Annotated in this window: 7 protein-coding genes; all 7 read left to right on the top strand. The window is 53.8% G+C overall.

Features of this window, described 5'->3' with window-relative positions; translation table 11 throughout:
- Positions 1 to 297 precede the first annotated feature (297 nt).
- Complete coding sequence (locus ACI3EW_RS06245) at positions 298 to 2088, top strand: reverse transcriptase domain-containing protein (protein ID WP_405581434.1); 1791 nt, start codon at positions 298 to 300, stop codon at positions 2086 to 2088.
- A 214-nt stretch (positions 2089 to 2302) separates the two neighbouring features.
- Complete coding sequence (locus ACI3EW_RS06250; protein WP_373143624.1) at positions 2303 to 2566, top strand: DUF4315 family protein; 264 nt, start codon at positions 2303 to 2305, stop codon at positions 2564 to 2566.
- Positions 2556 to 3296, top strand: coding sequence for a DUF4366 domain-containing protein (locus ACI3EW_RS06255; protein WP_405581437.1), 741 nt, complete (start codon positions 2556 to 2558; stop codon positions 3294 to 3296). Before ACI3EW_RS06250 ends, ACI3EW_RS06255 begins: the two co-directional genes overlap by 11 nt.
- A 168-nt stretch (positions 3297 to 3464) precedes the next feature.
- Positions 3465 to 5555 carry a type IA DNA topoisomerase gene (locus ACI3EW_RS06260; RefSeq protein WP_405581440.1) on the top strand — a complete coding sequence of 697 codons (2091 nt, stop codon included), beginning with the start codon at positions 3465 to 3467 and terminating at the stop codon, positions 5553 to 5555.
- Complete coding sequence (locus ACI3EW_RS06265; RefSeq protein WP_485663329.1) at positions 5548 to 6222, top strand: hypothetical protein; 675 nt, start codon at positions 5548 to 5550, stop codon at positions 6220 to 6222. The genes ACI3EW_RS06260 and ACI3EW_RS06265 overlap by 8 nt, the downstream gene beginning before the upstream one ends.
- A 5-nt stretch (positions 6223 to 6227) precedes the next feature.
- Entirely contained in the window at positions 6228 to 6515 is a 288-nt protein-coding gene (locus tag ACI3EW_RS06270; protein WP_405581529.1) for a hypothetical protein, read from the top strand.
- 57 nt (positions 6516 to 6572) lie between these two features.
- Positions 6573 to 13319, top strand: a complete 6747-nt coding sequence (locus tag ACI3EW_RS06275) for a DEAD/DEAH box helicase family protein (RefSeq protein ID WP_485663330.1) — start codon at positions 6573 to 6575, stop codon at positions 13317 to 13319.
- Positions 13320 to 14071 lie beyond the last annotated feature (752 nt).

Consider the following 14071-nt stretch of genomic DNA (forward strand, 5'->3'; position numbering starts at 1 on the left):
TATCAAATATCATGCACGGCGCGCCGGAGAACCGGTGTCAACGGAACGAAAGCATATCCGACAATTCACACTTACCTACTACTTCCGTTAACTGGAGATTGCCTAAACCAGAGCGCCCGCAAGGGCTATGTGTAAGACACTGAAAATCTGGCATGGCAACGGAGCTTCCATAGTAGTCCGAGAACCCTGAACCGACAGGGAAAGCCGTAAAAACGGATGCGGGAAAGCCGCTCACATGGCGAAGGGAAGCAGTCTAAGCGAATTAAAATCAAAAATTGATTAGGGAGGAAAACCTCATTGAAACCAACAATGGAGATTTTAACCAAGTTACAAAGAAATTCAGAGAAAAACCATGATGAAGTATTCACAAGGCTTTTCCGCTATCTGCTTCGACCGGATATTTATTTCATAGCCTATCAACATCTGTATGCCAATCATGGCGCAGGTACAAAGGGTGTGGACGAGGACACGGCGGACGGATTCAGCGAGGAGTATGTGGAGCGAATTATTGAAGCGTTGAGAACGGAAACCTACCGTCCGAAACCTGTAAGGCGTACTTATATCCAAAAATCCAATGGGAAAATGCGTCCGTTAGGTCTGCCAACCTTTACTGATAAGTTGGTTCAGGAAGTCATGCGAATGATTTTAGAGGCGGTATATGAGCCGATATTCTCACGCTACTCACACGGGTTTCGCCCCGGAAGAAGCTGTCATACGGCTTTAGCGCAAATCAAGCATGAGTTTGTTGGAGCGTGCTGGTTTGTGGAGGGCGATATAAAAGGCTGTTTTGATAACATCGACCATACGGTGCTGACTGCTGTCATCGGGAAGAAAATCAAAGACGCCAGATTCCTCAAACTCATTCAGTTGTTCTTGAAGTCAGGTTACATGGAGGACTGGAAATACCACGGTACTTACAGCGGCTGTCCGCAAGGCGGGATTATTTCGCCCATACTTGCAAATGTGTACCTGAATGAATTGGACAGCTACATGGAGGAACTGAAAAAGGAATTTGATGTCAAGACCCCGTACAGAACAACCCCGGCATATCAGGCGATAGAAAGAAAACGGATAAATCTTAAAAGAAAGATAGACCGGCGGGAAGCTGGTGCAGAACGTGACTTGCTAATTGCGGAATACAAGAAGCTGTCCGGTGAGTTATATAAAACCCCGGCAAAGTTATGTGATGATAAGAAGATTAAATATGTCCGTTATGCTGACGATTTCCTGATTGCTGTTAATGGGAGTAAGCAGGATTGCGAATGGATAAAAGCAAAACTTGCGGAGTTTATCCAAAATGCCCTGAAAATGGAATTAAGTCAGGAAAAGACGCTGATAACCCATAGCAACACTCCTGCAAGATTTCTGGGATATGATGTACGGGTACGCCGTGACCAGCAGGTAAAACCGTGGAAGAAATGCAGACAGCGTACCATGAACAATACCGTGGAATTATTGATACCCTTCCATGACAAAATCGAAAAGTTTCTGTTCTCAAAAGGGATTGTCAAACAAAGAGCAGACAATGGAAAAATAGAACCGATTGGAAGGCTGCCACTATTGCGCCACACCGATTTGGAGATTGTGACGGTATTTGACGCTGAATTGCGGGGGATATGCAATTACTACTCTCTTGCCAGTAATTACCGGAACTTGAACTACTTTAGCTATCTCATGGAGTACAGCTGTCTGAAAACACTATCCGGCAAGCACCGGTGCAAGCTGTCAAAAATATATGACAAGTACCGCATTGGCGAAAAGCGTTGGGGGATTCCCTACGATACCAAAGCCGGGAAGAAAATCCGCCGTCTCACGAAATTCAATGAGATTGACGGTAAAAAGTGTGAGGACATAGAACCTGTGATTGTGACGATTGTTTCCAAAGGAAAAACCACGATTGATGACCGGTTAAAGGCCAAAGTGTGTGAACTCTGCGGAAAAACAGACGGGAGATTAGAGGTTCATCACGTGAATAAGGTTAAAAACCTGAAAGGGAAAGAACCGTGGGAAAAAGTGATGATAGCGAAGCGGCGCAAAACATTGGTGGTTTGTTACGACTGCCACCAGAAAATACATCATGGATTCTAAGAGTTATTTTTGTAATGGAGCAAAGATGGCGAGCCGTGTGCATTGAGAGGTGCAAGCACGGTTTTGAGAGGGGACTGCGCAGACCTGCCACAGAAATGTGGTAAGGCGGCGCTTTCCTACTCTACCCCATTCAGTACGCCAATATCAACACATCTTACTGGCAACAGCACTTTTACGCATTTGGGCGCTTATAACCGCCCGGAAAGGAGTTTTGATGAACCAGAAAATTCAGAAAATCGTGACCGAGATTGAGAAGGTCAAGGGAAAAATCACTACCCAGCAGGCAAGGCTTAGGGAGCTGGAGCAGCAGAAAACGGAACTTGAGAATACCGAGATTGTTGGTATGGTGCGCGGCTTGGAGGTCACGCCGGAAGAACTGGCCTCCATCATTCAGGCCATCCGCAACGGCAATACCGGCGGCCTGCCTGTGTCGGTACAGAATCCGGAGGAACAGGAGGAAATGGACGATGAAGAATAAGCTACGCTCTTTTATGGTGCTTGCCGCGCTTGCGGTGTGCTTTGGCACCTTTTCTGTTACTGCCTATGCACAGAGTAACGAACCGCAGACGGAACCCGCGCCGGTGGAGGAAACTACCGAACCGAAGGAAACTGCCGAGCCGAACCCCTTTACCCCAAACGGAACCGGCACTGTCCTGGATAACGCCACCAGCGAGGACGAAAAGGAGTTTTATACCATTGTGACCGAGGATGAAAACGTCTTTTATCTGGTTATTGATAAACAGCGCGATACGGAAAACGTCTATTTCCTCAATGCGGTCACGGAGTCCGACCTGATGGCCCTTGCCGAGCCGGACGCGGAAGAAACCACTGAGCCGGTGGAACCAGAGCCGGAACCCACACCGGCACCGGAGCCGGAGGAGCCTGTCGAGGTAATAGAGGAACCCGAACCGGAGCCTGCGCCGGAAACAGGCACCAGTCCGGTTATGCTGGCCTTGATCGGCGTGGCGGTGCTTGCCGTAGGTGGCCTGGGGTACTACTTCAAGATTTATAAGCCCAAACACGAATTGGACGATGCTGCCGATTTGGATGAATTTGAGTTTGCAGGGCCGGAAGAGCCGACCATCCGGGAGGAAGAGCTGGAAGAACCTGTGAAGGAACTGACTGCCGAGGAAGAAGCCGAACAGCGCCGGCTTTATGAGGAGGAGCAGGAACTTCCGGGCGAGGACGAGGATGCCCCTATTCAGTAACAATCCAGGGCTGGAACGGATGATGCAGCAGAAACCTGCCGGGCGGCGGGCGCCGGAACCTCCGGCGCTCCCGCCCGATCATCCCTGCTATGGCTGCAACTATGGCGTGGGAAGGCGCTGTGTGGGTGTCTGCTACAAGGAGCTTTTATCGAAAAGGAGGAAACGCGATTGAAATTAGTGGTTGCCGAGAAACCCAGCGTGGCCCAAAGCCTGGCCGCTGTGCTGGGGGCAAAACAGAAAAAACAAGGATATTTGGAGGGCGGCGGCTTTCTGGTAAGCTGGTGCGTCGGGCATTTAGTGGGGCTGGCCCCTGCCGATGCCTACGACCCGAAGTATTCCGAGTGGACGTATGAGGACTTGCCGATTATTCCGAAAGAATGGAAGTTTATCGTTGACCCAGGAAAAAAGGAGCAATTCAAGGTGCTTTCTGACCTGATGAACCGCGCCGACGTGGACAGCCTGGTGTGTGCCACCGACGCGGGCCGCGAAGGGGAATTGATTTTCCGGCTGGTGTATCAGCAGGCCGGGTGCCGCAAACCGATGGAGCGTCTGTGGATTTCGTCCATGGAGGAGGACGCAATCAAAGCGGGATTTTCCGCCTTGCGCCCCAGCAGCGAGTATGACCTTCTCTATGCTGCGGCCCTCTGTCGGGCAAAGGCGGATTGGCTGGTGGGAATTACCGGAACCCGGCTATTCTCCACCCTTTACCGAAGGACGCTCAACGTGGGGCGCGTCATGACCCCTACCCTGGCCCTGGTAGTGGAACGGGAAACCGCGATTGACAGTTTCAAAAAGGAGAAGTTTTACACGGTGGAACTGGATTGCGGTTTTCCTGCCGCAAGCGACCGGATGGCAGATAAAAAGGCAGCGGAGAAACTGAAAGCTGCCTGTGCAGGCCAGACTGCCACTGTCCGAAGGGTGGAGAAAAAGCAGCGCAACGCCAGCCCGCCGAAGCTATATGACCTGACTTCCCTCCAAAGGGACGGAAACCGGCTGTTTAGCTACACTGCCCAGCAGGTGTTGGATTATGCCCAGGCCCTCTATGAAAAGAAGCTGTTGACCTATCCCCGTACCGATTCCAATTATCTGACAGAGGACACCGCCGCCACAGTGCCGGAGCTTTTGGAACAATCTGTTTCCAGCCTGCCGTTTTCTGTGGAGGTGGGGCTGACGGACATCTCCCGTGTAATAGACGCTTCAAAGGTCAGCGATCATCATGCACTGCTGCCTACCATGCAGGTAAAGCAGGATGCGCTTGCCGCATTGCCTGCCGGGGAGCGCAACATCCTCACATTGGTCATCGTGCGGCTTTTATGCGCGGTCAGCGAAAAACAGGTTTACGAGGATACGGCTGTGGAGCTGGATTGCGGCGGTACTCCCTTTGCCGCAAAGGGGCGCGTAGTAACAAGCCCTGGCTGGAAGGCTGTGGAGCAAGCCTTCCTCTCCACGCTGAAGCAGAAGCCGGAAAAGGACGACCCGGAACCGACCGCGCTGCCCTCCATCACCGAGGGGCAGTCCCTTTCCGGCTGCAAGGCGGCGGTGCGTGAAGGAACCACCAGCCCGCCCAAACACTTCACGGAATATCTGCTGCTTTCCGCGATGGAACACGCCAGCGCAGAGGAATTTGCAGAGATTAAGGATGTGGAGCGCACGGGCCTGGGAACCCCGGCTACCCGCGCCGGTGTGATCGAAAAGCTGGTGCGCGGCGGCTTTCTGGAACGCAAGGGCCGCCAGCTTCTTCCCACGAAAAAAGGCCATAACCTGATTGTGGTGCTGCCAGACAGCATCAAATCGGCCAAACTGACCGCAGAATGGGAGGCATCCTTAAAGGAGGTGGAGCGTGGGGAGCGTTCCGCAGACGATTTCCTCTCCGGGATTGAACGGATGACCGCCGATCTGGTGGAGAGCTACCGGGCAATCCAGGCAGATACCTCCCTCTTTGATAAACGGGAGCCGATTGGCAAGTGTCCCCGCTGCGGCAAGGATGTGGTGGAAAGCAAGCTGAGTTTTCTGTGTGTTGACCGTTCCTGCGGGTTTACCATGTGGAAGAACAGCCGCTTCTTTACCGACAAACATAAAGAACTGACCAAAGCGGTGGCAAGCGCATTGCTGAAAAAGGGCCGTGTCAAAATGACCGGCCTATTCAGCGAGAAAAAGGGCGTGGCCTACGATGCCACCGTGGTACTCGACGATACCGGCAAGTATGTGAATTACAAGCTGGAATTTGACCAGAAGAAAGCAGGTGCAAAGCATGAGTGAGGAACGAAACCAATATGCCGTGGTGCCCTTTGACACTTTTGAGCGATACCTGGGGCCGCGCTATGAGAATATCCCCGGCGTGGAGTACATTTTGGAAAATGGGACGCTTCTCTACTTTATGGAGGAGGCCCCAGGCGTGTATGAATCCGGCGACCACACCGTTACCGGCGCACCAGCAGCTCCAAAGCTGTTTGTCCCCGTTTATGACGGGGATGAAATGCAGCCTCACGCCTTTGCCGAGGTCGGCCTCCGCGAACAGTTTGCCGCCATCACCGATTTTTCTGTGACCATCGGCCTGCCGGGGGTGAACCAGCGCAAGGAGCCGGGGTATGTGCTGGACAACGGCCTGGTGCTTCTGGAAAGTGAACGGGACAGCCAGGGAAACTATAAGGCCGGGGCCGGAATGGAGGGGATGTTTTTGCAGACCGGACGTATTTTTGAGCCGATCCGCTATCCGGATGGAGAAATTCTTGCTTTTCTGGAACGCCAGCCGGAGCGAACCCGCGCCAAAGACCGGGAGCCGGAAAAGGCCGGTGATACCGTCAAAGCGCCGGAACACAGGGAAGAAAAGATGACCCAAAAGCCGCCGTCTCTGCGGGAGCAGCTTCGCCGGGCGCAGGAGGCGCGTCCCCTGCCTGGGGCCGGTGCGCCGGAAAGGGAACGGTGATCGGGATGGCCTTGCTGAAGGTAGAACAGGAAACCATCATTCTTTTTAACGAAGCAGAAGCCACGGCCAGCGTTTACACCCATAATGCGTCCTTGCAGCGGGTGCTTCTGGAATTGTGCCAGACCCATCCGGCCCAGGTGCGGCAGACTGAGGATAACCGCTGCGGTGGGCTGACCTTTGAATTGCCTAAAAAGTGGGTGAAAATCTCACCGCCGCGGGCGCTCTCCGAAGCACAGAAACGGGTTTTGGACGAGATGAACCAGCGCAATCGGGAGCGCAGGCAATCCGCATAATCATTTGGGGCGGCATGGAGTGACTATGCCGCCCTGCTTTTTGGAAAGGAGGCTCTTATGGCACAGAAATGGCAGACCATTTCGGAACTGGCTGCGGAAACCAGCCGGAAGGTCACATACTCGCCAGAAGAATGGTGCCGCTTTCTCACTACGGCGGCACGCTTTTATAAAGCCTACGATTTTGACGATCAGCTTTTGATTTACGCACAGAAGCCGAACGCGACGGCCTGCGCGGATATGTCTACCTGGAACAATAAAATGCGCCGGTGGGTTAATGCGGGCAGTACGGCTATCGCGCTGATCCGCAAAGGATACGGCGGCAAGCCTTATCTGGACTATGTGCATGATGTGGCTGACACCCATCCGGTGCGGGGCGGTAAAGACCCCTGGCTCTGGAAACTGACGGAGGAAAACCGTGAGCCGGTTATGGAACGGCTGCGCGACACTTTTGGGATTGACGGCTCCGGCGATTTGGGCGACCTTCTGATGGAGACAGCGGAAAAGCTGGTGCAGGAAAGCTACGGCGAATACCTGCCCGATCTACTTTATGAACGGGAGGACAGCTTTTTAGAAGAGCTGGACGATTTCAACGTGGAGGTGCTGTTCCGCAACACCCTACGGGCAAGCGTCCAGTACGCCGTCCTTTCCCGCTGCGGCCTGGATGTGAGCCGTTACCTGGACGCAGAGGATTTCCGTGAAATCACCAACTTCAATACCACCGCTGCCCTGGCCTGCCTGGGTACGGCGGTATCTCAAGGGAGCCGGGAGCTGCTTTTGGAGATTGGCGATACCATACGGAAAATAGAACGGGAAAAGGTCAAAAATTCTCTTGCAAAGTCTGGCGTAGAGCCGTATAATGATAAAGGAAACTTTAGCACATTAAAGCGCGAAAGGAGCGATACGCATGGCGACATTGACATACAGCAAACAGAACGGGTATCAGGTTCCCAATCTCCGGATGGACGAGAGGGAGAACGAGCCGCAGACCCTGGGCCGGTTCGGAAGGGCCAGAGAGAAATATCTGATGGAGCACCGCAGGGGACTTTACAATTCGATGCTGCTGACCGGCAGGTTATGGACACATCTGACCGAGATCGACCGGACGGCCCAGGAGCAGATGGACAATCTGGTGGCAGAAATGGCGAAGGAACAGGGCGTGACCGAAGCATTGAAAGCCAGCAATCAGATGGAATGGGTGCAGCGGATGAACAACATCCGGCAGTCGGCGGAGGAGATCATCCGAAGCGACCTAATTTACAGTTAAATCCGGAAGAAACGGCAGGTGAACAGCCTGCCGTTTCTTCGTCCGTGGAGATGGAAACACCGTTTTCCACCAAACCGGACTACCGGCAGCTCACCCTTTTTGACCTGCCGGAAATGCAGATACAGAAGATTTCCCACCAGGAAGCGGAGGCTGCGGCCTCCGCTTCTTCCCGTTCCAGGCGCAGAACGCCGGAGCAGCCGAAGGATAACAAACTGGAGGCGGCCAGCCGGAAATTGTTCGAGCAATCCGGCACGGCAGCCAATGAGCAGCTATCCTTTGACCTTTCCGCAATCACCGAACCTCGCAGCGTGCGGGAATTGTATGAGGACTTTCGGCCGATGGTGCTATCCCGCGTGCTGGCTGATGAAGCGTACCAAAACGCTATCAAAAACAGTGATCCGGAAAATATTGCGATTGAGGGAAAAGCGGCAGTCCGGCGGGCAGTTCTGACTGTGAGTGAACCGGAGCTTTTGCGGCTTTACTATGATTTTCCGGAGTTCCACCGGCGGATGGACAGGGAGGTATTGGAGCAGGCGGCCACAGCCTTAACAGATGTGCGGCAAGCGGCCGGGCGTGGACAGATAGAACCCCAAAACGGGGATAGCCAGGGTATAACCCCACCTTCGTCGATTTCCCCCCCGGAACCCACCGGTGCGGGCGCGCCCGAAGCGGTCAAACCGTCCACAGAGGCCCCCGTTATGCCCTCCCTTATCCCGGATGTGCCGGAATACATGAAGTTAAAGGCAGATCATCCTGGTTCTATGGTGAGCGTCCGGGTTGGCGACTATTTCCTTCTCTATGGCGAGGACGCAAAGCAGGCCGCCGCTGACCTGGGCCTAAAGACTGTGGTTCAGGACATTCCCGGTCTTGGGGAAACTACCGTCACCGGCACCAACCTGGGTTGGCCCCATCTGGCAAAGCAGTTGCAGCTTCACGGCCATAACGTCGCCATTGGCGAGCCGGAGGATGGCCGGTATCAGGTTGTCAAAAATCTGGAAGTGGCTGATTTTATCCCTCTTGGGATGAAGCTGGAACAGGATGGGCGCACCTTTACCGTCGATCAGGTCGATTACGCTACGGGCCGCGTCAGTCTGCGGGATGATACCTTTGCGGCTGGCACCGGCTTTCCCATCTTCCGCAGTGAGCCGGTAGCCGTGGTGCGGGAATGGGTGGAACACCAGCAGGAAAAAGACCTGGCTGTGGCAGCTCGTACAGAGGAAATGCTTGTTGGAGCTGCCGCCGCTTACGGACAGTCCCAGCTTGATACCGCAAAAGGGCTGATTTCCGAGTTTTGTGAACGGGAATACGGCTCCGAGGTGGAATTTACCGACCTGCGGCATATCGGGCTGGCCTGCACCACCACTGAGGACGAAAAGCACATCCTCCAGGTGGATGCGGATCTGGTGGATTATACCGTCTGCTATCTGGTAGACGGGGTGCAGGTACATCAGGACAAATACGAAACCCTCTCAGACCTGATTGCCCAGGAGCTTTCCGTGCTGGATTTTGACAGCCTGATCCACACAGGAATGGACGCGATGCCGGAGGAACCACTGGAGCAAGAGAAGGCAGTGCCACATAGCCGCTATTCTGTGATAGAAGCCAGTGACACGGATTCCTATGTCCCGGATGGTGGCCGATTTGCCATTTTAGATGAAGAAACACAGGACTATTACTATGACGAGGATAGTTGGGCAAAGGTTTTTCCCGATGCAGAATCTGCCGCTCAATTTATAAAAGAATTGGAAAAGGCAGATGCCGAAAAGCAGCAGCCTGATTTGACCGGTCAGCCGATTACCCGCGAGGGCGATACCCTGACAATCGGGAACGGCCCCGCTACCCATGAAGTTGATATTACTGTGTCCGATGAAGAATGGGAGCAAATCAAAGCAGCCATTCCGGAGAATACTGCCCAAAACTTCCACATCACCGATCCTGACCTGGGCGCAGGCGGGCAAAAGACAAAATACCAGAACAACGTGGCTGCAATCCGGCTCTTGAAGGACTTGGAGGCCCAGGGCCGCAGCGCGACGCCGGAGGAACAGGAAGTCCTATCCCGCTATGTTGGGTGGGGTGGCATTCCCCAGGCATTTGACACAGCCAATGAAAAGTGGGCTTCAGAATATACAGAGTTAAAAACGTTGCTGACCCCGAAGGAATATGCTTCTGCCCGTGGTTCTACCCTGAATGCACACTTTACCAGCCCCACCGTGATTGAGGGAATGTATCAGGCGTTGGAGCAGATGGGCGTTCATCCGGATACCGTCCTGGAGCCTGCAATGGGCGTGGGAAACTTCTTTGGACTTTTACCGGAGTCCATGCGAAATGCCACCCTGATGGGCGTGGAGCTGGACAGCATTACCGGGCGGCTGGCAAAGCAGCTTTATCCTCAGGCCAACATCACTGTGGACGGCTTCGAGCGCGTTAACCTGCCGGACAATTCCATCGACCTGGCTGTGGGAAATGTGCCTTTTGGCAGCTACAAACTGGCCGATCCCCGGTACGATAAGCAAAACCTTCTCATTCACGACTACTTTTTCGTGAAAACGCTGGATAAGGTACAGCCCGGAGGAATCGTGGCCTTTATTACTTCAAAGGGCACACTGGATAAGCAGGATTCCACTGTGCGGGAATATCTGGCACAGCGGGCTGACCTTTTAGGCGCGGTGCGCCTACCGAATAACGCCTTTTCCCGAAACGCCGGTACGGATGTAACCACGGATATTTTATTCCTGCAAAAGCGGGCACAGCCGCCGGAGCAGGTGCCGGATTGGGTGCATTTGGGGCAGACCGCAGACGGAATCCCCATCAACCGCTACTTTGAAACCCACCCGGATATGGTGCTTGGCACGATGGCCTGGGACAAAAGTATGTATGGGAACGAACGGGAAACTACCTGCGCCCCGCTTCCTGGGATTGAACTGGCCGATCAGTTGAGCGAAGCTCTTTCAAAACTTTCCCCGCCGGATCAGCAGCTTCTCTCCCGAAAGGGCAAGGTGGAAGCCCCGGAGCTGCTGGAGCGGATGGAAACTGCCGACCTGGAAGCCCGGAATTTCAGTTACACGGAGGTCGGCGGTAAGCTCTACTTTGTAGAGGATGGCGAGCGGATTCCGGTGGAGGTTCCCGCCACCACGGAAAAGCGCATCCGTGGCATGATCGGCCTGCGGGATGTGACCCGAAACCTCATTGAATTGCAGCTTCACGGCGGCACCGACGAGGAAATCCGGGCAGTCCAGGAAAAATTGGGGAAAGCCTATGACGCTTACACCGCAGAATACGGCCTCTTAAACAGCACCGGCAATAAGCGGGCCTTTGAACAGGATTCGTCTTACTGCCTGCTGTGTTCCCTGGAGGTTCTGGACGAGGACAGGAACCTGGAACGCAAAGCGGATATGTTCACAAAGCGTACCATCAACCAGCAGGTGACGATTGACCATGTGGACACCGCCAGCGAAGCACTGGCCGTTTCCATCGGGGAGCACGCCCGTGTGGATTTGGAATATATGGCCTCCCTGCTGGGGACTCCCGGCGAAACCGACAGCATCATCCGCGACTTGAAAGGGGTGATTTATAAAAATCCGGAAGCCGGTGGCGGCCCACTTAACGGATGGGAAACGGCAGACGAGTATTTATCCGGCAACGTCCGGAAGAAGCTGGCCGCTGCGCGGGCGGCGGCAGAAACCGCCCCCGTATTTGCGGAAAATGTGGCCGCGCTGGAACAGGCGCAGCCCAAAGACCTTTCCGCTGCGGAGATTGATGTGCGGATCGGCGTCACCTGGATTGACCCGAAGTATTACACCCAATTTGTCCATGAACTCTTAAAACCGCCTTTCTATCTCAAGAAGGACATACAGGTGCGCTATTCCCCGGCCACCGGCGAATGGAATGTGAGCGGAAAATCGCGGGACAGCCTAAACAATTCCCTGGCCTATGTGACCTACGGAACCAAACGGAGAAACGCCTACGCCATCATTGAGGACAGCCTGAACCTGCGGGACACCCGAATTTATGATACCGTCCACAATCCGGACGGCACTACCAGTCGTGTGTTCAATGCCAAAGAAACTATGCTGGCCCAGCAGAAGCAGGAACAGATCCGGGAAGCATTCAAGGATTGGATTTGGAAAGACCCGGCCCGACGTGCCGACCTGTGCCAGAAGTACAATGAACTCTATAACGCCATCCGGCCCCGCAGCTACAACGGGGAGCATATCCGGTTTTCTGGTATGAATCCGGAAATTTCCCTGCGGCCCCACCAGCGCAACGCGGTGGCCCGGATGCTTTACGGTGGGAACAGCCTGCTGGCCCATTGTGTGGGCGCAGGCAAGACCTTTGAGATTGTTGCGGCGGCGATGGAATCCAAACGCCTGGGGCTGGCAAAGAAAAGCCTTGTGGTGGTTCCCAACCACCTGACCGAGCAATGGGGCGCGGATTTTCTGCGGCTTTATCCCGGTGCCAATGTGCTGGTGGCTACCAAAAAGGATTTTGAACCGGCGAACCGGAAAAAGTTTTGCAGCCGGATTGCCACCGGCGATTATGACGCCGTGGTGATTGGGCACAGCCAGTTTGAAAAAATTCCCCTTTCGCCGGAGCGTCAGAAAGCCATCCTTCAGGAGCAGATCGACCAGGTGATCGACGGTATCCAGGAGGCAAAGGAGCAGAACGGCGAACGCTACACCATCAAGCAGTTGGAGAAATCCAGAAAGAACCTGGAAGCGCGGATGGCAAAGTTAAATGACCAGAGTCGCAAGGATGATGTGATTACCTTTGAGGAATTGGGCGTCGATAAGCTGTTTGTGGACGAAGCCCACGGATTCAAAAACTTGTTTCTGGCAACAAAAATGCGGAATGTGGCGGGAATCGGCCAGTCCGAAGCGCAGAAATCTTCCGATATGTTTGCGAAGTGCCGGTATCTGGATGAAATCACCGGCGGGCGCGGCGTGGTCTTTGCCACCGGCACCCCGGTCAGCAATTCGATGGTGGAACTTTACACCATGATGCGCTACCTGCAATACGACCTGCTAAAGTCCAGCGGCCTGGAGCATTTCGATAGCTGGGCGGCCAACTTTGGCGAAACCATCACTGCTTTGGAGATGGCCCCGGAAGGGACGGGCTTTCGCAGTAAGACCCGGTTTGCAAAGTTTTTCAATCTTCCGGAACTCATGGCCATGTGGCGGGAGGCTGCTGACATTCAGACGGCGGATATGCTGCGCCTGCCGGTTCCGGCGGCGGAAAAAATCACCGAAGTTACCACCCCCAGCGACTTCCAGCGGGATTTGGTGGCCGACCTGGGGGAGCGGGCCGAAGCGGTACGCAACCGGGAGGTGGAGCCGCGCGAGGACAATATGCTCAAAATTACCTCGGATGGCCGCAAGCTGGCCCTGGATCAGCGGCTGTCTGATCCGACGCTGCCGGACGATCCGGAAAGTAAGGTCAATGCCTGTGTCCGGAATGTGTTGCAGGTTTGGCGGGACACGGAGGAAATCAAGGGGACGCAGCTTGTATTCTGTGACCGTGTAGCGATACGTTGCTACAAATAAACTTTATGTGGGCGAAAGCCTGTAAGGAGGTAAAAGTAGCGGGGAAAACAGAGTTTTCCCTAACTGATATTCTGAAGAGTGGAATGATGGGGTAACGCCCTGAAACGCTCACCTGATACTACGTTGGAAGCAAAGGAGTGCAATATCCTGCGCTGACACAGCACGTTGAAGTCGGCTGAGAACCGTCCAAACAGAGCCGTAAGGCAGATGTGGAAAGCTGTCCAGAGGTGGATAGTGCGGTCTATAGGTCGGGGGTCTATAAAATGCCTATGACAAGAATGTGGCTGACAACCACTGACGAAAGTCCGAATGTATGGGTCAAGAAGAAAGAACGGTAGAAATGCCGTTGCCATGAAAATGGTGTATGTGGGGTAAAGTAAGGCGGTCGCAATGAAATTCCCTATAGCATTACAGGTGCTATCCAGCATACTGGCCAAAAGGATAGTCTAAGGGCATCATGTACAGATAGGAATATCGGAACGTAGAAAGTCCCAGATGTGGAGCGATTGCACGCTATGAAGCATGAAAAGGAAATCTGTGTCATCAGGAATGAAGGTGCAGTATAACTTTTCTTAATCCGGGAGGAAGGTGCAGCCATGGTACCGTATTCAGTCAGCGATGGTTGAATTTAGAAGCCGTGAAAAAAGTAAGCGGTGGAGGGACGGGCTGTAGTCAAGAGTAAATTGAAAATATCATTATTAACAAACACGCATAGGTTCGAGTAGGACTAAGAAAGGTTAAGCCCACGAAAG

It is taken from the genome of Pilosibacter rotomagensis, assembly GCF_045062245.2.
Taxonomy (GTDB): Bacteria; Bacillota; Clostridia; order Lachnospirales; family Lachnospiraceae; genus Pilosibacter.